Origin of the sequence: Methylopila capsulata (genome assembly GCF_016907975.1) — a bacterium.
GTDB classification, from domain to species: domain Bacteria; phylum Pseudomonadota; class Alphaproteobacteria; order Rhizobiales; family Methylopilaceae; genus Methylopila; species Methylopila capsulata.
Map to the genome: position 1 here is coordinate 703510 of NZ_JAFBCY010000002.1, position 25733 is coordinate 729242.

The 25733-nt window shown below is 70.1% G+C and carries 19 protein-coding genes and 1 tRNA gene; 7 read left to right on the forward strand and 13 right to left on the reverse strand.

The genetic code is table 11. The annotated features are described in order from the left end of the window. Window positions 1-7 precede the first annotated feature (7 nt). On the forward strand, window positions 8-1897 hold the full coding sequence (gene cobT / locus JOD31_RS09020) for a cobaltochelatase subunit CobT (RefSeq protein WP_204949996.1): 1890 nt from the start codon (window positions 8-10) through the stop codon (window positions 1895-1897). Continuing rightward, on the forward strand, window positions 1894-2901 hold the full coding sequence (locus JOD31_RS09025; RefSeq protein ID WP_204949997.1) for an esterase-like activity of phytase family protein: 1008 nt from the start codon (window positions 1894-1896) through the stop codon (window positions 2899-2901). Before cobT ends, JOD31_RS09025 begins: the two co-directional genes overlap by 4 nt. A 203-nt stretch (window positions 2902-3104) precedes the next feature. Here JOD31_RS09025 and JOD31_RS09030 read toward each other — a convergent pair. The 4 genes from JOD31_RS09030 to JOD31_RS09045 all read right to left on the reverse strand — a co-directional run bounded on the left by JOD31_RS09030 (window position 3105) and on the right by JOD31_RS09045 (window position 6987). Then, a tRNA-Arg gene (locus JOD31_RS09030) sits at window positions 3105-3181 on the reverse strand. A gap of 97 nt (window positions 3182-3278) precedes the next feature. Next, window positions 3279-4742 carry a sensor histidine kinase gene (locus JOD31_RS09035; RefSeq protein WP_204949998.1) on the reverse strand — a complete coding sequence of 488 codons (1464 nt, stop codon included), beginning with the start codon at window positions 4740-4742 and terminating at the stop codon, window positions 3279-3281. 23 nt (window positions 4743-4765) lie between these two features. Beyond that, complete coding sequence (locus tag JOD31_RS09040; protein ID WP_204949999.1) at window positions 4766-6190, reverse strand: dihydrolipoyl dehydrogenase family protein; 1425 nt, start codon at window positions 6188-6190, stop codon at window positions 4766-4768. After that, window positions 6187-6987 (reverse strand): TVP38/TMEM64 family protein, encoded by an 801-nt coding sequence (locus JOD31_RS09045; protein ID WP_204950000.1) that lies wholly within the window; start codon window positions 6985-6987, stop codon window positions 6187-6189. The genes JOD31_RS09040 and JOD31_RS09045 overlap by 4 nt, the downstream gene beginning before the upstream one ends. A gap of 276 nt (window positions 6988-7263) precedes the next feature. Here JOD31_RS09045 and rpmH point away from each other — a divergent pair, with 276 nt between their 5' ends. From rpmH to yihA, 4 genes are read left to right on the forward strand one after another with little or no spacing between them, the layout of a single operon-like run. Beyond that, window positions 7264-7398 (forward strand): 50S ribosomal protein L34, encoded by a 135-nt coding sequence (gene rpmH / locus JOD31_RS09050; RefSeq protein WP_020187506.1) that lies wholly within the window; start codon window positions 7264-7266, stop codon window positions 7396-7398. 40 nt (window positions 7399-7438) lie between these two features. Then, window positions 7439-7843 carry a ribonuclease P protein component gene (gene rnpA, locus JOD31_RS09055; RefSeq protein ID WP_020187505.1) on the forward strand — a complete coding sequence of 135 codons (405 nt, stop codon included), beginning with the start codon at window positions 7439-7441 and terminating at the stop codon, window positions 7841-7843. 20 nt (window positions 7844-7863) lie between these two features. After that, window positions 7864-9708 (forward strand): membrane protein insertase YidC, encoded by a 1845-nt coding sequence (gene yidC, locus JOD31_RS09060; RefSeq protein ID WP_204950001.1) that lies wholly within the window; start codon window positions 7864-7866, stop codon window positions 9706-9708. A 26-nt stretch (window positions 9709-9734) separates the two neighbouring features. Continuing rightward, window positions 9735-10382, forward strand: coding sequence for a ribosome biogenesis GTP-binding protein YihA/YsxC (yihA, locus tag JOD31_RS09065; protein WP_020187503.1), 648 nt, complete (start codon window positions 9735-9737; stop codon window positions 10380-10382). A 6-nt stretch (window positions 10383-10388) separates the two neighbouring features. Here the strand turns inward: yihA and JOD31_RS09070 are convergent, their stop codons facing one another. The 5 genes from JOD31_RS09070 to JOD31_RS09090 form a co-directional block, all read right to left on the reverse strand. After that, window positions 10389-11441 carry a sensor histidine kinase gene (locus tag JOD31_RS09070; protein WP_204950002.1) on the reverse strand — a complete coding sequence of 351 codons (1053 nt, stop codon included), beginning with the start codon at window positions 11439-11441 and terminating at the stop codon, window positions 10389-10391. Then, window positions 11438-11866 carry a response regulator gene (locus tag JOD31_RS09075; RefSeq protein ID WP_204950003.1) on the reverse strand — a complete coding sequence of 143 codons (429 nt, stop codon included), beginning with the start codon at window positions 11864-11866 and terminating at the stop codon, window positions 11438-11440. The genes JOD31_RS09070 and JOD31_RS09075 overlap by 4 nt, the downstream gene beginning before the upstream one ends. Continuing rightward, on the reverse strand, window positions 11863-13365 hold the full coding sequence (locus tag JOD31_RS09080; RefSeq protein ID WP_204950004.1) for a sensor histidine kinase: 1503 nt from the start codon (window positions 13363-13365) through the stop codon (window positions 11863-11865). Before JOD31_RS09080 ends, JOD31_RS09075 begins: the two co-directional genes overlap by 4 nt. A 156-nt stretch (window positions 13366-13521) precedes the next feature. Further along, window positions 13522-14223 (reverse strand): lytic transglycosylase domain-containing protein, encoded by a 702-nt coding sequence (locus JOD31_RS09085; RefSeq protein WP_246482404.1) that lies wholly within the window; start codon window positions 14221-14223, stop codon window positions 13522-13524. A gap of 60 nt (window positions 14224-14283) precedes the next feature. After that, entirely contained in the window at window positions 14284-15396 is a 1113-nt protein-coding gene (locus tag JOD31_RS09090; protein ID WP_204950005.1) for a calcium-binding protein, read from the reverse strand. Between the two features lie 217 nt (window positions 15397-15613). Between JOD31_RS09090 and JOD31_RS09095 the strand changes: the two genes are divergently transcribed. Next, the gene (locus tag JOD31_RS09095; protein ID WP_204950006.1) at window positions 15614-16894 is read left to right on the forward strand and encodes a glycosyltransferase family protein; all 1281 of its coding nucleotides are present in this window, start codon (window positions 15614-15616) and stop codon (window positions 16892-16894) included. Between the two features lie 710 nt (window positions 16895-17604). Here the strand turns inward: JOD31_RS09095 and polA are convergent. The 4 genes from polA to JOD31_RS09115 all read right to left on the reverse strand — a co-directional run bounded on the left by polA (window position 17605) and on the right by JOD31_RS09115 (window position 25731). Continuing rightward, entirely contained in the window at window positions 17605-20571 is a 2967-nt protein-coding gene (gene polA, locus JOD31_RS09100) for a DNA polymerase I (RefSeq protein WP_204950007.1), read from the reverse strand. 204 nt (window positions 20572-20775) lie between these two features. Further along, window positions 20776-21186 carry a c-type cytochrome gene (locus tag JOD31_RS09105; RefSeq protein WP_204950008.1) on the reverse strand — a complete coding sequence of 137 codons (411 nt, stop codon included), beginning with the start codon at window positions 21184-21186 and terminating at the stop codon, window positions 20776-20778. Window positions 21187-21335: 149 nt separating this feature from the next. After that, on the reverse strand, window positions 21336-22388 hold the full coding sequence (locus tag JOD31_RS09110) for an acyltransferase family protein (protein ID WP_204950009.1): 1053 nt from the start codon (window positions 22386-22388) through the stop codon (window positions 21336-21338). A gap of 130 nt (window positions 22389-22518) precedes the next feature. After that, complete coding sequence (locus JOD31_RS09115; RefSeq protein WP_204950010.1) at window positions 22519-25731, reverse strand: efflux RND transporter permease subunit; 3213 nt, start codon at window positions 25729-25731, stop codon at window positions 22519-22521. Window positions 25732-25733 lie beyond the last annotated feature (2 nt).

Below are 25733 nucleotides of genomic sequence, written 5' to 3' on the forward strand. Positions count from 1 at the left end.
GCGTCCCATGTCCGGATCCAACCGCAAGCCCGGCGAAAAGCCCGCGGCGCCGTCCGAACCGTTCAAGCGGGCGGTCGCGGGCTGCCTGCGCGCGATCGCCGGCGACCCGGAGATGGAGGTCGCCTTCGCCTCGGAGCGCCCGGCGCTGACGCCCGGCAAGGCGCGGCTGCCGGAGCCGCCGCGCAAGCTGACGCCCCATGACGTCGCGATCCTCCGGGGCCACGCCGACTCGATGGCGCTGCGCGTCGCCTGCCACGACGCCAAGACCCACGCCCGCCTCGCCCCCCAGGGCACGGAGGCGCGCGCAGTGTTCGACGCCGTCGAGCAGGCGCGCTGCGAAGCGATCGGCGCGCGGCGGATGGCGGGCACCGCCGGCAACCTCACCGCCATGCTCGAGGACCGCTACCACCGCGGCCCCTATGCCGAGATCACCGACAAGGCCGACGCGCCGCTGCAGGACGCCGTCGCGCTGCTGGTGCGCGAGAAGCTGACCGGCCGCAAGCCGCCGGAGGCGGCCGCCAAGCTCGTCGACCTGTGGCGGCCCTGGCTCGAGGAGCGGGCGGGCCCCGACTTCGCCCGGCTCGACCGCGTCGTCGAGGACCAGGGCGCCTACGCGCGCGCGATCCGCGACCTGCTGACCTCGCTCGACATGGGCGAGGAGCTCGCCTCCGACCGCCAGGAGACCGACGACGGCGAGGAGAGCGACAACGGCGATCCCCCGACGCAGGAAGGCGAGTCCGCCGACGCGCCCGAGGACTCGAGCGACGGCGCCGACCCCGCCGAGACCGACGCCTCCTCCGAGGCCGAGGACGACGCCGAGCAGATGGAGGCGGCCGACGCGCCGCCCACCGACGCGCCCGACGACGACGAGCTCGGCGAGGCCGAGGAGGCCACCGAGCCGTGGCGGCCGCAGGACAGCCGCAACGCCGAGCGCGAGAAGCCGGACTACTTTGCCTACACCACCAAGTTCGACGAGGAGGCGCTGGCCGAGGACCTCTGCGACCAGGAGGAGCTGACGCGGCTGCGATCCTACCTCGACAAGCAGCTCGCCGCGCTTCAGGGCGTGGTCGGCCGGCTCGCGAACCGTCTGCAGCGCCGCCTGCTCGCCCAGCAGAACCGCGCCTGGGACTTCGACCTCGAGGAGGGCATGCTCGACCCGGCGCGCCTGTCCCGCGTCGTGGTCGACCCCATGAGCGCGCTGACCTTCATGCGCGAGCGCGACACCGAGTTCCGCGACACCGTGGTCTCGCTGCTGATCGACAACTCCGGCTCCATGCGCGGCCGGCCGATCACGGTCGCGGCCACCTGCGCCGACATCCTGGCGCGGACGCTGGAGCGCTGCGGCGTGAAGGTCGAGATCCTGGGCTTCACCACCCGGGCCTGGAAGGGCGGCCAGTCGCGCGAGGCCTGGCTCGCCGCCGGCAAGCCGATGGCGCCCGGCCGGCTCAACGACCTCCGCCACATCATCTACAAGGCCGCCGACGCGCCCTGGCGGCGCACGCGCAAGAACCTCGGGCTGATGATGCGCGAGGGGCTGCTGAAGGAGAACATCGACGGCGAGGCGCTGGCCTGGGCGCACGAGCGGCTGCAGCGCCGGCCGGAGCAGCGCCGCATCCTGATGGTGATCTCGGACGGCGCGCCGGTGGACGACTCGACGCTGTCGGTCAACGCCGGCAACTACCTCGAGAAGCATCTGCGCCGCGTCATCGAGGAGATAGAGATGCGGTCGACGGTGGAGCTGATCGCGATCGGCATCGGGCACGACGTGACCCGCTACTACCGCCGCGCCGTCACCATCGTCGACGCCGAGGAGCTCGGCGGCGTGATGACGGAGAAGCTCGCCGAGCTGTTCGACGAGAAGGCTCCCGCCGCCCGCGGGCGACGGGGCCACGCGTGAGGCCTCCAGGCCTCGCGCTCGTCCGCCGTCTCGCGCTCGCCGGCTCTCTTGCGCTCGTTAGCCCTTTTGCGCTCGGCCTCGGCGGCGCCGCCGCGGAGGAGGCGCCGGTCGAGGTCTACGCCTCGCCGATCGAGCGGTTCGATTCCGCGACGCCCGTCGGCGGGGCCTACGGCAAGCTGGTTTTTCTCGGCGGATTGACGCTGTCGTCGCGGGACAAGGACTTCGGCGGGCTGTCCGGCCTCAGGCTGTCCGACGACGGCCGCCGCTTCACCGCGATCAGCGACCGCGGCAACTGGTTTCGTGGGGCGATCGCCTACGACGGCGCGAAGCCGACCGGATTGAGCGGCGTCATGCGCGAGCCGATCGTCGGGCCGCGCGGCCCCCTGCCCGGCCGCCGGGGCGCGGACACCGAATCGCTCGACATCCGCGGCGGCAGCGCCTGGATCGCCTCGGAGCGCGTCCACGAGGTGCTGCGCTTCGCCCTCGACGCCGAGGGGCGCGCCGGCGCCGGCCGCCCCGTGAAGCTGCCGAAGGCCGTCGGCGGCGCGCCGTCCAACGCCGGCTACGAGGCGATCTCGACCATGACGTCGGGCGCGCTGATGATGATCGGCGAGAAATATCTCGACGCCGCGGGGAACAACCGCGCCTTCGTGGTCGGGACCAGGACGCCGTTCGAGTTCGCGGTGAGGCGCACCGAGGACTTTTCGCCCACCGACGTCGCGCGGCTGCCGGGCGGGGGCTTCGTGCTGCTGGAGCGGCGCTACGTGCCGCCCCTGTCGCTGTCCGTCCGCATGCGGCGGCTGTCCGAGTCCAACGTGAAGGCCGGCGCGGTCGTGGACGGCCCGGTGCTGATGGAGGCGACCCTGTCGCAGGCGATCGACAACCTGGAGGGCGTCGCGACCCATCGCGGCGCGGACGGCCGCACGGTGATCACCGCGGTCTCCGACGACAACTTCTCCGGCTTCCAGCGCACGGTCCTGCTGCAGTTCGCGCTGCCGGAGTGAGACGCCGTTGAGGCGGCGCGCGGCCAGGCTGGCGGCGCGATCAGCGTGAGGACGGGGGTCCTCGCGACGCCGACACGCAAGATTTTAGCGGACGCGCCGCCGACGCGAGACGCGGCCGAACGCATCATGGGCGCAGGGCTACGACGCGCGCGCCCGAGAGCGAACACTGCGCGACGATCCATACGATGATCGAAAGATAAGATTGGCGCGCCCGAAAGGATTCGAACCTCTGACCCCCAGATTCGTAGTCTGGTGCTCTATCCAGCTGAGCTACGGGCGCGCTGGCCGGGGGCGGTGGAGCCCCTCGGCGGAGGCCGGTTTGTTAGCCGCTCGCCGCGGGGAATGCAAGCGGCCCGGCGCAGGAAAAACGACGCCGGTCACGCGCTCGCGCGCTGACGAGCGTGCGCCTGCAGGTCGATGGGGCGATCCGGCACGGTGATGCGGAAGGTCGCGCCCAGGGCGCCGTCCACGAGGCTGATGGAGCCGCCGTGGGCGCGCACGAGCTCTGCGGCGATGGCGAGGCCCAGCCCGGTGCCGCCGGTGCGGGTGGAGCCCTGGAAGGGCTCGAACAGGTGCTCGCGCGCCTTGCGGGGCAGACCCGGGCCGGTGTCGGAGAACTCGAGCACCGCGACGGCGCCCTCGCGGCGGCCGGAGATCCGGATCTGGTCCCGGTCCGGGTCCGGGTCCGGGCCGCCCCGGCCCTCGAACGCCTGCAGGGCGTTGCGGCCGAGATTGAGCAGGATGCGGAACATCTGGTCGGGGTCGGCGTCGATCATCAGTCCGCGCTCGACCGCGGCGGAGAACCGCACCGGACCGCCGGGCGCGACGCCGAGCGCCGTGCGGACGTCCTCGACCACGTCGGCGAAGGCGACCGGCCGCCGCTGCGGCGGGCGCTCCTGGGCGCGGCCGTAGGACAGCGTCGACTGGCAGAAGGCGATCGCCCGGTCGAGCGTGGCGATCAGCTTCGGCGCGAGCTTCTGCACCGTCGGGTCCGAGACCGTGCCGAGCCGGTCGGACATCAGCTGGGCCGAGGCCAGCAGGTTGCGCAGGTCGTGGTTGATCTTCGAGACCGCGAGGCCGAGCGCGGCGAGCCGGGACTTCTGCTGCAGCTGGCCGTGGATCTCGCTCTGCATGCGCTCGAGCTCGGCCTCCGCGATCCCGATCTCGTCGGCCCGGTCGGAGGCGACCACGATTCGGCTCGCGTCCTCCGGCGCCTCGGCGAATCGCACCATGGTCTCGGTCAGGCGGCGCACCGGGCGCACGATCATCCGGTCGAGCGCGAGATAGACGAGGCCCGCGGTGGTGGCCGAGATCAGCAGCGAGAGCAGCAGCACGGTGCGCGAGAACGCCAGCATCGCCTGCCGGAGCTGCGTCTCGTCGACCACGATCTCGATGAAGTCGCCCTGGTTCGGGGCGACGTCGACCACGCGGGCGAGGCGCTTGTGGCCGTTCAGCAGCGTGTCGAAGGCGTCGAGGATGGCGGCCGCGTCGTCCGGATCGCGCCGGTCGATGGTGACCGCGACCTCGCTCGGCATCTCGGCGACGGCGAGCAGCCGGCGGGCGTCGCCGGTCTTGAGCACGAGGGCGAGCGCGTCGACGCTCTTCAGCAGCCGGCGGGCGAGCGTCTCCTCGACGGCGCCTTCGGGCGCGGCGTCGAGGGCGAGCGCCGCCGTGCGCGCCCGGTTCACCTGATCGTCGATGTAGTTGAGCCGAAAGTTCGCGATCGTCGGCACGTAGACGAGGATTTCCGCCATCATCACGAAGACGACGGTCAGCCCCAGCAGCTTGCCGGACAGGCCGAGCTTGCGGCGGGCGTGGACGTTGGGGGGGCTGAGCGTCATGACGATCGGTGGCGCGCGCTTCTTCAGGGCAGCTTCCGCACGAAGCGGATGATGCGGCCGACCCAGGGGTTCGTCAAACGGTCGGCCACGTGGAGGATCGCCGCCCGCCGCGAAATCTCGCCGAGCGTGGGGTAAGGCAGCGTCAGGGAGGCGATCTCCGTCAAGGCCCATTTCTTCTGGACCGCCGCGGCCCACAGGTGGATGAGCTCGCCGGCCTGCTCGCCGGCGAGGCTCGCGCCGACCACCCGGCCGCGTCCGTCGGTGATGACCTTGAGATGGCCCGCGACCCGGCCTTCGGCCCGCGCCCGGTCGTTCTCGTGAAACGGCCAGCGCCATACGCCGATGGTCTTGTGCGCCGCGCGCGCGGCGTCCTCGTCGAGGCCCACGGTCGCGATCTCGGGATCGGTGAAGGTGACGCGCGGGATCGGCGTCGCGTCGAAGGCGGTCGGCAGACCGAACAGCGCCGCCCGCACCACGAGCCCGCCCTGGTGGCCGGCGACATGGGTGAAGTTCGGTCCGCCCGCGGCGTCCCCGGCGGCGTAGACGCGCCGGTTCGAGGTGCGCAGCGAACGGGACACCTTGAGCCCCGCCGGGGTGTGGCGGACGCCCGCCGCCTCGAGGCCGAGGTCGGCCAGCGCCGGCTTGCGGCCCGTGGCGATCAGCAGATGCGTGCCGGCGATCTCGCGCGGGCCGGCGCCCTCGTCGATCACCAGCGCCACGCCGTCCGCGACGCGCTTGGCGGCGACCACCGTCACCCGTGCGTGCAGCGTGACGCCCTCGCGCTTCAGGGCGCCGAGCGTGTGCGCCACGATCTCGGGGTCTTCGCGGGCGAGCGGCGGGCCGGAGTCGACGATCGTGACCTCGGAACCGAGGCGGCGGAAGGCCTGCCCGAGCTCGAGCCCGATGGGGCCGGCGCCGAGCACCAGCAGACGCTCCGGCAGCGCCGTCAGGCCGAACACGGTCTCGTTGGTCAGGTAGGGCACGGCGGCGAGCCCCGGCACCGGCGGGATCGCCGGACGCGAGCCGGTGGCGATCACCGTGCGCCGGGCGCGGATGCGCAAAGCCCCCGCCTCGACCGTGCGCGTGTCGACGAACCGGGCGGCGTCCCGCACCACGCGGACGCCGAGCGCCGTGTAGCGGGCCTCGGAGTCCGTCGGCGCGATGGTCGCGACGACGCCGTGGACGTGGGCCATGACGGCGGCGAAGTCGACCGTCATCTCCCCCGCTTTGACGCCGAAGGCGCCCGCGCAGCGGACCGCATGGGCGCGCTTCGCCGCGGCGATCAAGGCCTTCGAGGGCACGCAGCCGACGTTCAGGCAGTCGCCGCCCATCTCGCCCTTCTCGATGAGCACGACGGAAGCGCCGAGGCCGGCGGCCGAGGAGGCGATCGTCAGGCCGGCGGAGCCCGCGCCGATGACGCAGAGATCGGGCGTCAGGATGTCGCTCACGCGGCGGGCCCTTTGCGTCTGCGCAGGCGTTTCGCCGCGACCGGCAGCAGCGCGACGACCGCGAGGCCGCCGAGCGCCAGCAGGATCGGCGTCGAGACGAGGGTGGAGGGATCGAGCCGCGCCGCGCAGTCCGCGCCGCCGCGCGCGAGACAGGCGCCGCGGCGCTCCGCCTCCTGCGCCACGACGCCGCCAAGCCCGGCGCCGACGAAGGCGAAGGCGAAGGTTCCCGGCACGATGCCGAGCGCCGTCGCCGCGACGAAGGTCTTCAGCCGCACCCCGAGCGCGGCCGGCGCGAGGTTCACCACGAAGAACGGAAACACCGGCGCGAGCCGGAGAAAAAGGAGATAGGCGAAGGCGTCCTCGCGAAACCCGTCGGCCAGCCGGGCGATCGCCCCCCTGGCGCGGGCGACGAGCGCGTCGCCGATCGCAGTGCGGGCGATCAGGAAGACGACGGTCGCGCCCACCGTGGCGGCGACGACGGCCAGCGCCCCGCCGAGGAGCCCGCCGAACAGGAAGCCGCCCGCCAGCGTGGCGACGAGCGCGCCGGGCAGCGACAGGGCGACAAGCGCCGCATAGACCACGACATAGGCGGCCGCGGCGACCGCGCCGTTGTCCGCGACGAACCCCTGCAGCGCGCCGGCGTGGGCGACCAGCGCGTCGAACGACAGCAGCCGATGGACGCCTCCGGCGAGCGCTGCGGCGACGAGCGCGAGAAGAAGGATGACGGGCGCGAGCCGGCGCCAAAGCGGGCGCCTGGGCGAAGGCGTGTCGTCCAGCGGCTGGTCGGATGCGTCCATACCGTCCTTATAGGCTGATCCGCCGCCCGCGCGAGACCCGTCGAGCGGTGGCGGCCGCGTTCACTTCGGCGTCAGAGAGAGGGCCGATCCGCCCCGCGGGGACCGGCGAACGTTCCGCGTTTCGCGCGACGCCGATTGACTTCGACGGGGCCGGACCCTTATAAGCCGCCCCGTGCCGCGCCCGCGTCTGACGCGGGCCGTTTTGTTTTGGCCGCGCCGCGCCAGCTTCACGCCGGAGGGCGGGGCGGAACGGTCGCGACGACCGGAGATAGACCCGTGAAACGGACCTACCAGCCCAGCAAGCTCGTTCGCAAGCGCCGCCACGGCTTCCGCTCGCGGATGGCGACGGTCGGCGGCCGCAAGGTGATCGCAGCCCGCCGCGCCAAGGGCCGCAAGCGCCTCAGCGCCTGACGACGGCGGATGCGTCGCGCCGCCTCCGGCAGGGACGCCGATGCCTAAGGTCGCGGACGGGCTCGATGTGATGCGCCGCCGCGCGGATTTCGTCGCGGCCACTCGCGACGCCGTGAAGATCGGCGGACCGCTCGTCGGCCTGCAGATGCGCGACCGCGGCGATCCCGCCGCGCCGCCCCGCGTGGGCTTTACCGTGACGAAGCGCGTCGGCGGCGCCGTCGAGCGCAACCGCATGAAGCGGCGGCTCCGGGTCGCCGCGCGGCTGGCGATCGCGCCCTCGGCGCGGCCCGGCTGCGACTATGTGCTCGTCGCCCGGCGCGCGGTGCTGGACGCCGAGTTCGCCCGCATCGTACGAGACCTCGGCGACGCCCTGCGCCGCGCCCATGGACGGGCCGACCGCGGCCCATCGGACCGCGCGTCCGCCGCCCCTCCCCCGCCTGCCTGAGGACCGCCCCAAAGCGGACGATGATGGACAACCGCAACACAATCCTCGCGATCGCGCTTTCGGCGCTGGTTCTCATCGGCTGGCAGTTCTTCTTCGCGAAGCCGCAGATCGACGCCCAGCGCCAGCAGCAGGCGACCCAGCAGGCGCTGACCGCGGACAAGAGCGACGCGGCTCAGCCCGGCGCCGCCAACGCGCCGCAGCCCGGCGGCCAGGCCGCGCCCAACGCGCCGGCCAAGACCCGCGAAGGCGCGCTGCGGGACAGCCCGCGCATCCCGATCGACGCCGAGCGCCTGCACGGCTCGATCGCGCTGATCGGCGGCCGCGTCGACGACGTGACGCTCAAGGACTACCGCGAGACGGTGGACCCGAAGAGCCCCGAGATCGTGCTGTTCGCGCCGATCGGCAGCCCGCAGCCCTATTACGCCGAGTTCGGCTTCGTGAACGCGCCGGGCGGCCAGGTTCCGCTCCCCAACGCGCAGACCGAGTGGAAGGCCGAGAGCCAGGGCCCGCTTACCTCGCAGACGCCTGCGGTGCTGACCTGGGACAACGGCCAGGGCCTGACCTTCCGCCGCACCATCTCGGTCGACAAGGACTACCTCTTCACGGTGAGGGACGAGGTCGCGAACGCGGCCGGCGGCCAGCCCGCGACGCTCTATCCCTACGCGCTGATCTCCCGCCACGGCGAGCCGCACATCTCCGGCTACTACGTGCTGTTCGAGGGCCTGATCGGCGTCATGGGCGACCAGGGCCTGCAGGAGCTCGCCTACAAGAAGATCACCGACGACGGCCCGCGCACCTTCCGTCCGACCGGCGGCTGGCTCGGCATCACCGACAAGTACTGGGCGGCCGCCCTCGTGCCGCCGCAGGACAAGCCCTACAACGCCCGCTTCGCCGCGACGACGGACGGCGGCAAGACCTACCAGACCGACTACCTGCTCGATCCGATGACGGTGCAGCCCGGCGCGACCGCCGCGGTCGCCGGCCAGCTCTTCGCCGGCGCCAAGCAGGTGTCGGTGATCGACGCCTACGAGAACAGCCCGAGCTGGTGGCAGAAGGCGCTCGGCGCCCAGACCGCCGACCGCGCCGGCATCCAGCGCTTCGAGCTGATGATCGACTGGGGCTGGTTCCACTTCATCACCAAGCCGATGTTCTACGCGCTCGACTTCTTCTACAAGATGGTCGGCAACTTCGGCATCGCGATCCTGATCGTCACGGTGATCCTGAAGCTGTTCTTCTTCCCGCTGGCCAACAAGTCTTACGTCTCGATGTCGAAGATGAAGCTGGTGCAGCCCGAGATGGCCCGCATCCGCGAGCGCTTCAAGGACGACAAGGTCAAGCAGCAGCAGGAGCTGATGGAGCTCTACAAGAAGGAGAAGATCAACCCGCTGGCCGGCTGCCTGCCGGTGGTGGTGCAGATCCCCGTCTTCTTCGCGCTCTACAAGGTGCTGTTCATCACCATCGAGATGCGGCACGCGCCGTTCTTCGGCTGGATCCACGACCTCGCGGCGCCGGATCCCACGTCGCTGTTCAACCTGTTCGGCCTGCTGCCCTACGACGTGCCGCACTTCCTGATGATCGGCGTCTGGCCGCTGATCATGGGCGTCACGATGTTCCTGCAGATGCGCCTCAACCCGGCGCCCGCCGACCCGGCGCAGCAGATGGTGTTCACCTGGATGCCGGTGTTCTTCACCTTCCTGCTGGCCTCGTTCCCGGCGGGCCTGGTGATCTACTGGAGCTGGAACAACTTCCTGTCGATCGTGCAGCAGGCGCTGATCATGAAGCGGCAGGGCGTGAAGATCGACCTGCTGGGCAACGTGCTCGACACCTTCAAACGCAAGAAGCCAACGGACGCGGCGAAGGGCTGACGCCCTTCGCCCGCGCCCCGGATCCGATGACGGACGAGCCCGCCGAAGACCCCTTCCTCGACATCGGCCGGCGGCTGTTCGCCGGTCCGTGCGATTTCGTGATGGGGGCCGCCCGCCTCGAGCAGCTGCCGGCGATGGACCGGCCCGAGATCGCTCTCGCCGGGCGGTCCAACGTCGGCAAGTCGAGCCTCGTCAACGCCCTCACCGGCCGCAAGACGCTGGCGAAGACCTCGAACACCCCCGGCCGCACCCAGCAGCTCAACTACTTCGACCTCGGCGGGCAGGCCTACCTCGTCGACATGCCGGGTTACGGCTACGCCCAGGCGCCGGTCGATCAGGTGCGGAAGTGGACCGGCCTGGTGAAGTCCTACCTGCGCGGCCGCGCGAGCCTCGCCCGGGTGCTGCTGCTGATCGACGGCCGCCATGGCCTGAAGACCGTGGACGGCGACGTGCTCGACCTGCTCGACCAGAGCGCGACCTCCTACCAGATCGTGCTGACGAAGCTCGACCAGGTGAAGCTCGGCGAGCGCGAGGCGCGCATGGCGGAGACGCTCGACGCGCTCAAGCGCCGGCCCGCGGCCTATCCCGAGATCCTGGTCACCTCGAGCCGCGAAGGCCTCGGCCTCGCCGAGACCCGCGCGACCATGGCCCGGCTGATCTCCGAGCGCCGCTGAACCGCCTCAGGCGGGGAACGCCAGCATCACCCGGGTGCCGTTGTGCGCCGCGTCGCGCTCCAGGCGGGAGTGGATGCCCTGCGCCATGGTGCGGATGATCTTCTGGCCAAGGCCGGTGCCGCGGGGCGCGGCCTCGTCGTTCATGCCGACGCCGTCGTCCTCGACCACCAGCGTCAGCATCGCGCCGTCCTGGCGGAGCTGCACGCGCACCTCGCCCTCCTCGCCGGGCGCGTAGGCGTATTTGAAGGCGTTGGTGACGAGCTCCGTCACGATCACGCCGAGCGAGACGGCGCGGTCGGTCGCGACCTTCACCGGCGCCACCGCGAGCGAGATGCGGTGCGGCCGCTCGACCGTGCGCAGCGTGCTGGCGAGTTCCTCCGCGAGGCCGACGAGGTAGTCCGACATGTTGACGACGCGCACGTCGTCGGAGGTGTAGAGCCGCCGGTGGATCTGGGCGATCGCCATGATCCGCGCCTCGGTCTCGCGCATCATGTCGCGCGCCGGGCCGTCCGGGATCGAGCCCGCCTGCAGGTGCACGAAGGCGGAGACCAGCTGCAGGCTGTTGCCGACGCGGTGGTTGACCTCGCGCAGCAGCGTCTCGGCGCGGTCCCGGGCCTCGACGACCGCCCGTTCCGCGGCTTCCTTCAGGCGGCGCATCTCGACCTGTTCGATCGCCTGGGCGATCGAGGCGCGCAGCAGGTCCAGGAACTCGCCGCCGACGTCCTTGATGACGTAGTCCACCGCGCCGGCCTTCAGCGCGGCGATCGCGACCCGGCCTTCGTCCGTGCCGGTCACGTAGATCACCGGCGGCGAGTTCGGCAGCGTCTTGATGGCGGGCAGAAGGTCGAGCCCGGTCTCGCCGGCGAGGAAGTGGTCGAGAGCGATCACGTCGAACCGCTCGGCGGTCAGCAGCGTCAGCCCTTCCGCGCAGGTCGCGACCGCCCGCACGTCGTAGCCGGCGCGCGTGAGGTCGCGGCTGACGAGACGGGCGAGCCCCGCATCGTCCTCGATGTAGAGGATGCGCCGCGCCCCCGGAAGGGACGCGCTGTCTGGGCTCATGCGTCGGGAACCTGCATGACGGAGAGGAACAGACCGAGCTGGCGGATCGCCGTGGCGAAGGTCTCGTAGTCGACCGGCTTGGTGATGTAGACGTTGCAGCCGAGGTCGTAGCAGCGCTGGATCTCGACCTTGTCGTCGGTGGTGGTGAGCACGATCACCGGCGCGCGCTTCAGGCGCTCGTGGGCCTTCAGCACGGTCAGGATGTCGATCCCGGTCATGTCCGGGAGGTTGAGATCGAGCAGGATCAGCATCGGCCCGTTGGCCGCCGCCTCCTGCGACTGCAGGAAGGCGAGCGCCGAGGTGCCGTCGGCGAAGTGGCGGATCTCGTTGTTGACGCCCGCGCGTCGGACGTTCTTCTCGATCAGGCGGGCGTGACCCCCGTCGTCCTCGATCATCACGATGGTCACGGGGCGCTGCGTGTTCATGCTGCCTGGCTTTCGGACTGGGGCCGATAGACGGCCGGGAAGGTCAGATGGAAGGTCGAGCCTCGGCCCGGCTCGGAGTCCAGTCGGATCGAGCCGCCGAGGCGGCGCACCGTCGCGCGCACGAAGGCGAGGCCGAGCCCTTCGCCCGGCTGGTCCTGGGCGCCCGCGCGGCGGAACAGCTCGAACACGCGCTCATGGTCCTTGGCGTCGATGCCGCGCCCGTTGTCCTCGATCGAAAAATCCACGAACGCCCCCCGGCGTCGGCCCGAGACCACGATGCGGCCCGGGCGCGAGCGATCGAGGTACTTTACCGCGTTTTCGATCAGGTTCTGCATGATCTGCTCGATGGCGAGCCGGTCCGACACGAGGACCGGCAGGCCGGCGGCCGCCACGATCTCCGCGTTCGCCGCGGCGGTCTGCTGGTGCATCGTCGAGGCGATCGCCGTCACCATGTCGGCGATCGAGATCGTCTCCGGCGTCACCACACGGCGCCCCTCCCGCGACAGCTTGAGGATCGCGTTGATCAGCCGATCCATCTTGGACGTCGAGGTGCGGATGAAGCCGATGGCTTCCGGCAGGTCCTCCTCCACCGCAAGCCTGGCCTCGGGCCTGAGCAGCTCGGGGGCGCCTTCCGCGATCGCGTCGAACTGCTCCTTGAGCTCCTTGCGGGCCGCATCCAGCTCGCTGGTGAAGCCCATCACATTCACGAGCGGGGCGCGCAGGTCGTGGCTTACGATGTAGGCGAAGCGCTGGATTTCCTGGTTGGCGCTGACGAGCTCCGACGTGCGTTCGGCGACCGCCGCCTCGAGCCCTTCGTTGGCCGCCTTGAGCTCGGCCTGGGCGGCCTTGATCTCTCTGGCCTGCCGGCGCACCAGCAGCTGGGCGCCGTAGGCGAGGCCCGCCGCCAGCAGCAGGCCGAGCAGCACCACCGCGAGCTGCCACCGGGCGCTCAGATCGGACGCCGCGGAGCGCTCGGCGAACTGCGCGTCCTCGTGCGCGACCATCTCGTCCGCGATCCGGCGCACGGCGATCATCGCCTCCCGGCCGCGGTCGGTCTTCACCAGCGCCAGCGCCTCATCCCGCCGGCCCTGCCGCTGAAGCGCGACGGTTTCGGCGAGCTCCTCAAGCTTGGCGGCGACGGCCTTCAGCAAGGCGTCCGCCCGCTCGCGCTGCACGCCTTCGGACGGGCCGGCGAGCGCCAGAACCCGCTCGGTCCGCTTGGAGCGATCCGCCAGCGCCGCGTCGTAGGGCGCGAGGTAGGCGACGTCGTCCGTCAGCAGATAGCCGCGCTGGCCGGTCTCCGCGTTCTGAGCGAGCACCAGCATGCGTCGGACCTCGGCGCGGAACTCGAGCGTCTGCGCGATCTGATCGCTGAAGGCGGCGTTCCGCTGGGCGAGCCAAATCGAGGACCCGCCCACGGCGACGAGAGCCGCGAAGCCGAGGAGCAGGAGAAGAACCTCCTTGCGGTCGGTCAGAGCGCCCGAATGCGCAGTCGCCATGTTCGCCTTGCGACGCGGTCTCGCGTCATTCCACGCGCATCGGCCCGGCTCACCGTCGACGTCGCGTTCATTGCCCCATCGTCACATGCCTTGCACAGCGCTCCCCGTCCAGACCGCCGGAGGCCGTCTAGGCATTTTTTCGTCTGACCGAAGCCTTCATCGCGCGATCAGTCCCAGGCTGGCGCTTCCGGCGCGGTCGAGCGCCTTCCGCCGGCTGTCGACCGCGCGCCAGTTGAAGCGCATCCGCACCCGGCCGTTGGCGAGCCGCCGCGCGCCGGCCGGGGACGCGCCCGCCGTCGCCCCGAAGGTCGCGACCGGCACCTCGCCCGTGACCGCGAAGCCGCGCGCCGCGAGGATCGCCCGCACCCGCACGCAGTACGCCACGGACAGGCGCGAGAACCGCGTTTCGCCGTGGCCGGCGCGGTACTTCATGACGGTCCCGCAGATGTCGTTGCCGGTTTTCCGCCAGGCCTCGCCGAGATAGCGCACACCGTAGCGGACGTTGGTCTCGGGATCGAACAGCTCGGGCAAGGCCGCGCGGAAGCCGAGCATCCGCGCGGTCGAGGGCAGCACCTGCATCAGCCCAATCTCGCCGACGCCGCCGACGGCCTTCGGATTGAAGCCGCTTTCGACCTCGGCCACCGCCTCCGCCAGCTCCGACGGCACGCCGTTCGCGGCCGCGGCCGTCCGGATCAGGCCGCGGAGCGCGTCCTCGGCCGGCGCGGGCGACGCCGGAGCCGGCGCTTCGGTCATGGCGCCGCCGGGCGGGGGCGCCTCGGCCGCGGCGGGCGAGCCGGCGGCGAGCGCCGCCCCCAGGGCGATCGGAGCCAGACGCATCAGCACGTGCGAAACCGCCATCCTCATGACGACGAAGCGCCGGCGGCGCTTCGTCGAGCGACGTTCACGGGGTCGCGCCCGTCAGACGATTTCGAAATCGCCGCGCGAGAGCGTGCTGACCCCGTCCAGCGTCGCGATGTAGAGCGAGCCGGCCGATCCGCCGCCATCCCGGTCGTAGTAGAGCTTGTGGGAGTCGGTGTCGAACAGGAAGCTCCCGACCGATCCGACGGCGTCGGGATCGGCGTCGACCACGAGCCCGAAGCCCGCCGTCAGCCCGGAGAAGCCCGACGCCTTGAACTCGAGCTGGTCCTCGCCGCGGGTGAAATCGAAGATCACGTCGCCGCGGTCGGCGATCGAGTCGTAGCGGAAGGTGTCGGCGCCCGAGCCGCCCGTGAGCCGGTCCGCGCCGACGCCGCCGACCAGGAAGTCCGCTCCGCTGTCGCCGTAGAGGCGGTCCACGCCGTCCTGCCCGAACAGCACGTCGTTCCCGGAGCCGCCGCCGACCGTGTCGTTTCCGACGCCGCCCACCAACCGGTCGGCGTCGTTGCCGCCTTCGAGCCGGTCGTTCCCGGTCCCGCCGTCGAGGGTGTCCGCGCCGTCACCGCCATAGAGCTGGTCCGCGCCGTCCTGCCCCACGAGCCGGTCATTGCCGCGCTCGCCATAGAGCTCGTCATCTCCGGTCCCGCCGATGAGGACGTCGGTTCCATCATAGCCGTAGAGCTGGTCGTTGCCCGACCCGCCGTCGAGGCGATCGTTTCCGGTTCCGCCGTCGAGGATGTCGTCGCCGCTGAGGCCGGCGATGGTGTCGTTCCCGCCGTAGCCCTCGAGGTAATCGTCGCTCGATCCGCCGGTCGCCGAGTCCGCGCCCGACAGCAGGTCCGCGACGAAGCCGGAGGGGCGCCCGTCGACCGCCACGCGGTCGTAGTACTCTTCGAGCGAGTAGGACGCCTGGTCGATCCGGCCGACGAGATCGCCGGACGGATCGTAGAGGAAGATGTCGGTGATCGTGCCGTCCGTCGGCTCGTCGAAGCGGTTGAAGTCGAAGCCGGTCCCCTGCAGCACCAGCTCGTATCCGTCGTCGCTGACGAGCGAGACCTCGGTGGAGCTTCCGCGCTCGAAGACCGCGTCCGGATCGAACATCTGCACGAAGCGCAGATCGTCGATCGCGTCGTTCGTTACTGTTGCGATGGCCATTGCGTCGTCACTCCCATCGTCGCGGCTGCGTTCGAGGCGCCGCGATCACGCCAAACAGAAAGGTATCGCCCCACCGTGACGGTGCCCCGCCTTCTCGCCCAAACCGTGGCGAGATTGCGGCCGGCGGGGTCGAACTCGTTAAGCGTGTCCGTTGACCTTTCGCACAACAGTCCATGGCACCCTGCGACCGCCTGAAACGCGAGGGAGCGCAGACGCCATGACCGCAACCGACGCCACGCCGATCGAGGCCGAACGCCGTCGGTTCGATCGCTGGACCGTCGTGGCCGCGGTCGCGGGCGCGCTCGCCTTCGCGCTGGTCTTCGCCCTGGCCTACCGCGCGCTGCGCGAGACTGGCGGCTCGAACTCCTACGCGCTGCTGGCCGACGCCTGGCTCCACGGCCGGTTCTTCAGCCCGTCCTGCTTCGACAGCGACTGCGCCGTCTTCATGGACCGCATCTACGTCATCTTCCCGCCGGTCCCTGCGCTCGTCGCGGCGCCGCTGGTCGCCGTGTTCGGCCCGAACGCCTCCGGCTTCGTGGTGATCTCGACGCTGCTCTGCGCCGTCACCGGCTGGAGCTGGTGGTCGATCGCCGGCCGGCTGGGGCTGACCACCGAGGCGCGAGCCTGGGCCACGCTCGCCTTCGTGTTCGGCACCCCCGCGATCTATGTCGCGCTGCGCGGCGACGCGGTGTGGTTCTTCGCCCAGGCGGTGGCGCTGACGCTGGTCAGCCTCGCGATCCTCTCCGCGCTCGACCGCCGGATCGCGCTCGCGGGGGCGCTGATCGGCCTCGCCTTCCTGTCCCGCCAGATGGCGCTGTTCATCGCGCCGTTCCTGTTCGCGCTGTCGCGACCGAAGGGGGCGAAGCTCATCGCCTTCGACCGCGCCACCATCGCCGACGCGCTTCGCCTCGGCCTTCCCGTGCTCGCCGCGATCGGGGTCTACTGCCTGTACAACTGGGTCCGCTTCGGCGCGCCGCTGGAGACCGGCTACAAGTACATCGCGTTCTACCCCAACGAGGCCGACCGCAACTTCATCACCTGGCGCATCCTCGACATCGGCCTGTTCTCGAAGGACTACTTCGTCTTCAACGTCGCGCACATGTTCCTGCAGGGCTTCCACATGGAGTTCGGCGGCAAGTACATGACCGACATCGTGAGGATGGACCAGATGGGAACCTCGTTGCTGGCCGCGAGCCCCTTCGTCCTCTACCTGCTCTACGCCCGCGCCGACGCAAAGCTGCTGGTGGGCCTGCTCGTGGCGGCGGTGGTGTGCGGGATCACGCTGTTCTACCACTCCAACGGCTTTTCCCAGCACAACGTGCAGCGCTATGCGCTCGACTGGCTGCCGGCGCTCTACGTGCCGCTCCTCGCGGGGGCCTTCACCGGCGATCCGGCCAAGGTCGCCGAGCGGCTGAAGCCGTTCAAGCTGCTGACCACCTACGCCATCGCCCTCAACGTCGCGGCGTTCGGCGTGGTCGCGCTCACCAAGGGCGCCTGACCCGTCCTGCCTGAAATCGACCGCACCGCGAAACGATCTCATCGAAGGCGCGTTGTCATTCTGATAGCTCCTTGAAACACAAATCGACGGAGCCGGAGATGAACGCTACCGATCCTTTGAGCCTATCTTTGAATCGGGACGTTCAGGATGCAATCGGCCAAGAATTAAAGGCGAGTTACAGGACTTTTGTCCGCACGCCGCTCGATGGACGCATGCAGCGTCTGCTCGATGAACTTGGTCGGTGCGAGGCCGACGAAACGCCGGCCCCCGCCGTATCTGAACGCCCCCAAGACTGACGCGCGGCGCAGCCGACGGCTGCGCCGGTTTTCCGGCGTTCGTTCATCACGTGTCGATGGTCGCCCCAGAACCGTTTGGAATTTTAAGAGTGCGGTCCTACATTGGTGGACAGACAGAACGATCCACGCTGAACCGCCCCCAAGGAGCGATCGCCGTGACGAGTATCGAACTATTCGCGTATGTCGCTCTCGCCGCTCTCAGCGGCGGCTTTGGCTGGGCCGCGCTCGCCGCCTCCCGCCCGCAGCCGGTTCCCGTGCGCGTAAAAGCGCGGCGCGACCACCGGCGCTGATGGTCTGTTCGTCGCAGCCGGAAAACTGACCACGTACGCTGCGGCGGCGGCAAACCGGCGCGCTGTAAGGCAAGCGCGGCGTCGGAACAGTCTCGCGCCCACGCGCTCCTGAGCGCCGCCTCCCTCAGTGCGCCTCGTCCCAGTTCGTCGCCGCCCGCGCGTCGACCTTGAGCGGGACGCTGAGCGACAGCGCCGGCAGGGGCGCCTGCTCCATCACGCGGACCACGACCGGGATCGTCGCCTTGATCTCGGCGTCGGGGACCTCGAACACCAGCTCGTCGTGCACCTGCAGCAGCATCTGGGCGCTGAGACCGGCGTCCGCCAGCGCGGCCTCCATGCGGACCATCGCGCGGCGGATGATGTCCGCGGCTGAGCCCTGGATCGGGGCGTTGATCGCCGCGCGCTCGTAGTTCGCCCGCTCCGCCGGGTTCTTGGCGTTGATCAGCGGGTAGTGGCACTTGCGGCCGAAGATGGTTGTCACGAAGCCGTCCGCCCGCGCCGCCGCCTTGGTCGCCTCCATGTAGTCGCGGATGCCGGGGAAGCGCTCGAAGTAGGTCTTGATGTAGAGCCCCGCCTCCTCGCGCCCGATCGAGAGCTGGTTGGCGAGGCCGAAGGCCGAGATGCCGTAGATGATGCCGAAGTTGATGGCCTTCGCCCGCCGGCGCACGTCGGAGGGCATGCCCTCCACGGGCACGCCGAACATCTCGGAGGCCGTCATCGCGTGAATGTCGAGCCCGTCCGCGAAGGCCTGCCGCAGCTGCGGGATGTCGGCCATGTGGGCGAGCACGCGCAGCTCGATCTGGCTGTAGTCGGCCGAGATCAGCTTGGTCCCCTCCTCGGCCACGAAAGCGCGGCGGATCTTCCGCCCCTCCTCGGTGCGGATCGGGATGTTCTGGATGTTCGGTTCGGTCGAGGACAGCCGGCCCGTGGTGGTCGCGGCGAGCTGGAAGTTGGTGTGCACCCGGCGTGTCTCGGGATGCAGGTAGGTCGGCAGCGCGTCGGCGTAGGTGGACTTGAGCTTCGAAAGCTGGCGCCACTCGAGAATCCGGCGCGGCAGGTCGTGGCCGCCGGCCGCGAGCTCCTCCAGCACGTTGGCGGCCGTGCCCCAGGCCCCGGTCTTGGTCTTCTTGGCGCCCGGCAGGCCCATCTTGCCGAACAGGATGTCGCCGAGCTGCTTGGGCGAGCCCAAATTGAACGGCTCGCCGGCCATCACGTGGATGTCGGCCTCGAGCGCGCCCATGCGCTGAGCGAGCTCGCCCGACAGCCTCGACAGCATCGCCCGGTCGATCGCGATCCCGCGCCGCTCCATGATCGAGAGCGTCGCCGGCATCGGCCGCTCCAGCGTCTCGTAGACGGTCGTCATGCGCTCGGCGACCAGCCGCTGCCTGAACAGTCGCCACAGCCGCAGCGCCACGTCCGCGCGCTCGGCGGCGTAGGGCGCGACCTTGTCGATCGGGGCCTGCTCCAGCGGCAGCCGCCCGCGGCCCGTGCCCGTCACCTCGTCGGTCGTGATCAGCGCGTGGCCGAGGTGCCGGCGGGCGAGTTCGTCGACGCCCTGGCCTCCGAGCCCGCTGTCCAGCACGTAGGACATCAGCAGCACGTCGTCATAAGGAGCCGCGCGGTGGCCGCGCTCGGCCAGCAGCGTCAGCGCCTGCTTGAGGTTGTGGCCGATCTTGAGGATGGATTCGTCGCCGAACAGGTCGCTCAGCAGCGTCAGCGCCTCGGGGGTCGGGATCTGCCCCTCGACCGGTCCGGCTCCGCCCTCCGACAGCAGGTCGCCGCCCGCGGAGAGGTGGCCGAGGGGAACATAGGCCGCGACCCCCGGCGCGACGCTGAGCGCCACGCCGACGATCTCGGCGCGCATGGGGTCGATCGAGCTGGTTTCGAAGCCGAAGGCGACGTGGCCCTGCTCGCGGGCGGCGGCGACCCACTCCGCGAGCCCTTCCGCGGTGCGCACCACGTCGTAGGTCGAGCGATCGACCGGCGCCGCGGCCGCCTCCGCCCGAAGCTTTTCGGCAAGCGCCTGAGGCGTCGGCCCCTCTGCGGTCGCGGCGGTACGCTCAAGCTGGTCGATCTCGTCGGCCCGGCTCGCCGGCGAATCCGGCTCGGCGTCGAGATCTCCGGACGGCGCAGGCGCGGATCCGGAGGTCCGCTTGGCCGACATCATCTCGGCGTCGGGCGTCACGGTCGCGATGTCGACGCCGGTCGCTTCCGCCACGCGGCGGGTTAGGGTGTTGAACTCCATGGCCTTCAGGAAGGCCACCAGCCGCGTCGGGTTGGGGTCCTCGACCGCGAGGTCCGCCAGCGGCACGTCCAGCGTCATGTGCTGGTCAAGCGTCACCAGGCGCTTGGAGATGCGCGCGAGCTCGGCGTTGGCGATCAGGTTCTCGCGGCGCTTGGGCTGCTTGATCTCGTGGGCGCGCTCCAGCAGCGTCTCGAGGTCGCCATACTCCTCCAGCAGCTGGGCTGCGGTCTTGGCGCCGATGCCCGGCACGCCCGGCACATTGTCGACGCTGTCGCCCGCGAGCGCCTGCAGGTCGATCATCTTGTCCGGCCCCACGCCGAACTTTTCGAACACCTCGTCCGGCCCGATGCGCTTGTCCTTCATCGGGTCGAGCATGGTCACGCCGCCGCCGATGAGCTGGAACAGGTCCTTGTCGGAGCCGACGATCGTCGTCTCCGCGCCGGCCTCGGAGGCGAGCCGCGCGTAGGTCGCGATCAGGTCGTCGGCCTCGTACCCGCCCTGCTCCAGCGCCGGGATCGAGAAGGCGCGGGTGGCGTTGCGGATCAGCGGGAACTGCGGGATCAGGTCGTCCGGCGGCTCGGAGCGGTTGGCCTTGTAGTCGGCGTAGACCTCCTTGCGGAAGGTGGTCTCGGACTTGTCGAAGATCACCGCGAGATGGGTCGGGTCGACCCAGCCGGCGTCGCGCAGCAGCTTCCAGAGCATGTTGCAGAAGCCGGAGACCGCGCCGACGGGCAGCCCGTCGGAGGGCCGCGTCAGCGGCGGCAGCGCGTGGAACGCCCGGAAGATGTAGGACGAGCCGTCCACGAGGACGACGTGATCGCCTTTGGCGACAGGACGGCTTGGCATGCGGCGGAGGTCCCGGTCGAGGTTCGGCCGGGACTATAAGCGTCGAGAGGGCGAAGGAAACCCGAAACGGCGCGGCGCGGCCACGTCGGGCGCGCTTCAGCGATCCCCCGACCAGACGCAAAAAACCCCGCCGCTCGGAAGCGACGGGGGTTTTCCGAAAGTCGTCCGGCGCAGAGCCGGCGCGACGGCGTCAGATGCTCCGGATCACTCCGGGAGCTTGAGCGTCGCGCCAGACTGGGCGGAGAACGCCGTCGCGCCCGGCGTGTAGCCGTTGAGCGAGAGGATGTAGGCCATCAGCGGGTCGAGCTGCTCGTCCTTGAGCGACTTCGGCGCCGTCTGCGGCATGTTTTCGTACACCCAGGTGCGGACGTCCGCCGCCGTCTGACCGCCGAAGCGGCCCTTGAAGGTGTCGCCGTGCAGCTCGGGCCCGAGGGCGCCGTTGCCGTCCTTGGCGTGGCAGGTGCGGCAATGGGTGTTGTACTCGGACTTGCCCTTGGTGAGCTGGTCCTGCGTGAACGGGCCTTCGTCAGCCGCGGCCGCTCCAGCGGCGAGGGCGAGGCCGGCGGCGACGGTCGCGTATGCAAAGACACGAGCGATCGGACGACGGAAGGTCATACGGCTAACTCCTTGGACATAGCGCCTTCGCGGCGGCGTTATGGAGGCGTTATAGAACGATTGGAGTTCGCCTGCAGGCCCCGATCCTTATACTTTATTCTTAACTTAATGTGACGTAGCGCCGCGGGGGACCCGCGCGCTTTGCCGGCTCAGGCCGCGACGGGCGCCACGCTTTGGCGGGGCCGGCGATCGATCCAGAACGCCTTCGGCCGGACGAACAGGAACGTCCCCCATCCCGTGCGCCTGACGGCCCATTCCAGGACGAGCGGAAGGATCACGCCTGCCGCGGTGACGATCGCCGAGATCGTCCCGATGTCCGGAATGACGCCCAGCTTGAGCAGGATCACGCGGGTCGCCGCCATCGGCAGGAAGAACGCGAGGTAGATGACGATCGAGCGCTCGCCCGCATAGCGCAGAGGCTCGCCGGCGGCGGTTCCCGCGATCAGCGCAGCGACCGTGATGATCGCGCAGGCGCCCGCGACGCCAAGCGCGAGACTGACGCCGATCCACTCGGAGACGCCGCCCAGGACTGCGGCGCCGTTCGCCAGCGCCCAGGCCAGGAGACCGCCCATGGCGAGCGCCCGGCGCGTCCGTGCGAACTCCGCGAAGCGGAAGATCAGGGGCGCGGCGTACCAGCCGAGCATCACATAGAACAGCCGGGCGCAGAACTCGTCCGGCACGGTCCAGCCGGTGTGGACCCGCAGGCTTTCGAGCAGGGCCGCGAAGGCCAGGACCAGAAGCGGCGGAACCCGGCGGACGAGCTTGGCGAAGACGAAGAAGATCGGCAGCAGGTAGATGAACCACAGCGTGCCGAAGGGGTCGACCAGCGACAGCGCGAACTGGTGCGCGACCGCGCCCAGGCCGTCGCTCAGCGCCAGCCCCGGCCATTTCACCGCGCCTTGGATCAGCAGCCAGAGCAGGTAGAAATAGGCGAAATGCACGACCTTGCGGTCGATGTAGGTGCGCCAGTCCCGGTCGATCACCACGGCGAGGAACAGGCCGGAGATCAGGAAGAAGTCCGGCATGCGGAAGGGCCGGGCGAAGGCCACCACATGGTGCATCCAGCCGACCTCGCCGGCCGCCTTCTCCACGCCGAGGGTCGAGTGCATCATCACCACGAGGACGATGCAGACGCCTTTCGCCACGTCGACCCAGTCGACCCGCGGGGCGCCGCCTTCAGCCCCGATCCCTGTTCCGCTCATGACCGATCCTCACGGGGCCCTCCCGGGGCCCGCCGCGCAGCATCCTGACGCAGAACATCTGAGGATCCATGAACGGGAACGCATCCAAACGGACGCGTTCCCGTAACCCGACGTTAACCCCGCCGCGCGCTCAGGCCGGCCGCGGGGGCGCGTCGTGCGGCGCTTCATGCGCCGGGTCGCCGCCGCCGGAGGGCTTGGCGCCGTCCGCCTTGGGCTTTCCGCCGCGGAAGCGATCCACCATCAGGCGGATCGCGACGTAGAACACCGGCGTCAGGAACAGGCCGAGGATCGTGACGCCGACCATGCCCGCGAGCACCGCCGTGCCGATGGCTTGGCGCAGCTCCGCCGCCGCGCCGGTCGCGAAGGCCAGCGGCACCACGCCGAGCGAGAAGGCGAGCGACGTCATGATGATCGGCCGCAGACGGTCGCGGCACGCGTCGACCGCCGCCTGGATCACGCTTTCGCCCTCGTCCTCGCGCTGCCGGGCGAACTCCACGATCAGGATCGCGTTCTTCGCCGCGAGACCGATCAGCACGATGAAGCCGATCTGGGTGAGGATGTTGTTATCCGACCCCCGCGCCGCCACGCCGAGCAGCGCCGCGAGCAGCGACAGCGGTGTGATCAGAATGATCGCGAGCGGCAGCGCCCAGCTCTCGTACTGCGCGGCGAGGAACAGGAAGACGAACAGGATGGCGAGGGCGAACACGAAGACCGCGGTGTTGCCGGCGAGTTTCTCCTGATAGGCGAGGTCGACCCATTCGAACGCGGCCCCGGGGGGCAGCGTCTCCGCCGTGAGCTTCTCCATCAGCGCGATGGCCTCGCCCGTGGAGACGCCCGGCGCCGCGTCGCCCTGGATCGAGATCGCGTTGTAGATGTTCTCGCGCTCGACTGTGTAGGGACCCGTCTGGTTGCGCTCCGTCACCAGCGTCCCGAGCGGCACCAGCGCGCCGTTCGAGGACCGGACCTTGAACTGGTAGACGTCCGCCAGCCGCACCCGGAATGCCGCGTCAGCCTGCGCGTTGACCTGGAAGGTGCGCCCCAGCGCCGTGAAGTCGTTCACATAGGCGGTGCCCAGGAGCGTCTGCAGCGCTTCGAAGATGTTCTGGATCGGGACGTTGAGCTGCTGAGCCTTGACGCGGTCGATGTCGAGATAGACCTGCGGCGCGCGGGTGTTGAAGGAGGTGAACACGCGGCTCAGCCGGCCGGACGCGTTGGCCTTCGCGATCAGCTCGTTCACGGAGCCTTCGAGCGCGACGAAGCCGATGTTCGTGCGATCCTGCACGTACATCTTGAAGCCGCCGCCGTTGCCGATGCCCCGCACGGTGGGCGGCAGAATGGCGAGCACGAAGGCTTCCTCGATCGCGAACAGGCGCTTCTGGGCTTCCGCCAGGATCGCCGGCGCGCGCTGGCTCGCGCCGTGCTTCGTTCGATCGGCGAACGAATCGAAGATGATGAAGCTCGTCGCGGCGTTCGAGGCGGCCGAGAAGGTCGCGCCCGAGAAGCCGGCGATGGTCACCGCGTTCTTCACGCCCGGGACCTGGCGGACGATCTCCGCGGCGCGACGCGCCACCTCGTCGGTGCGCTGGAGGTTCGCGCCCTCCGGCAGCTGCGCGATCAGGATCGCGTAGCCCTGGTCGGCCTGCGGGATGAAGCCGCGGGAGACGCTCGAGAACATGTAGATCGCGCCGCCGATCAGCACGACATAGATCATCAGGAAGATCGCCCTGTGACGGACCATCCAGCCCACGGAGCGGCTGTAGCCGTGCGCGCCGCGATCGAAGTTGCGGTTGAACAGGTCCGCCGCCTTCTGGCCGAGATTGCGCCGCCCCCCATGCGCGTGCGGCTTGAGCAGAATGGCGCAGAGCGCGGGCGAGAGCGTCAGCGAGACGAGCGCCGAGAGAACGGTCGAAGCGGCGATCGTCAGCGCGAACTGCTGGTAGAAGATGCCGGAGATGCCGGGGATGAACGCCGTCGGCACGAACACCGCGCACAGCACCAGCGCGATCGCGATGACGGCGGTGCCGACCTCGTCCATCGTGGCGTGGGCCGCCTCGCGCGGCGTCTTGCCCATGGCGATGTTGCGTTCGACGTTCTCCACCACGACGATGGCGTCGTCGACGACGATGCCGATCGCGAGGATCAGGCCGAACAGCGTCAGCATGTTCAGCGAGAAGCCGAACGCCGACATGACCGCGAAAGTCGCCACCAGCGACACCGGGATCGCGACCACCGGGATGATCGCGGCGCGCCACGACTGCAGGAAGATGAACACGACCAGCACGACGAGCGCGACCGCCTCGTAGATGGTGTGCTCGACCGCCTCGATCGACTCGTTGATGAACTCGGTCGGATTGTACTCGATCCGGTACTCGAGCCCGGGCGGGAAGGCGCCCTTCAGCGTCTCCATCGCGGACTTGATCTGCTCCGCGGCGTCGGTGGCGTTGGTGCCGGGGCGCTGGAAGATGCCCATGCCCACCGTGGGATCGGCGCCGAGGTAGGAGTTCGACGAGTACTGGCGCGCCGCGAGCTCCACGCGCGCCACGTCGCCCACCCGCAGCAGACGGCCGTCGTCCGTGGCGCGGACGATGATCTGCTTGAACTGTTCAGGGGTCTGGAAGCGCCCCTGAGTCGTGACGGTGATCTGCTGCGCCGTGCCGGCGGGCGAAGGCGGGGCGCCCAGCGAACCGCCTGACACCTGCACGTTCTGCGCCGTGATCGCCGAGACCACGTCGCCGGCGGCGAGGCCATAGGCCGCGAGCCGGTTGGGGTCGAGCCAGACGCGCAGGGACAGCTCCCGCTCGCCGAAGATCCGGATGTCGCCGACGCCTTCGATGCGCTTCAGCGCGTCGATCACGTTCACCGACGCGTAGTTCGACATGTAGACGGTGTCGAGCGACTTGTTCGGCGAGATCAGGTTGACGACCATCAGGAAGTCCGACGACCGCTTGTTCACCTGCACGCCGTTGCGGCGCACCGCCTCCGGTAGGCGCGGATCCGCCTGGCTGACGCGGTTCTGCACCTGGACCTGTGCGATGTCCTGGTCGGTTCCCGGCTGGAAGGTGACCGTCAGCTGAAGCTGGCCGTCGCCCGTCGCCAGGGAGTTCATGTAGATCATGCCCTCCACGCCGTTGATCTGCTGCTCCAGCGGGGCGGCGACGGTCTCGGCGATGGTCTCGGCGTTGGCGCCGGGATACTGCGCGGTGACGCTGATTGTCGGCGGCGCGATCTCGGGATACTGCGCGATCGGCAGGCCGATCAGCGCGACGCCGCCCAGAATCATGAGGACGATGGAAACGACCGACGCGAAAATCGGCCGGTCGACGAAGAAATGTCCGATGCCCATGG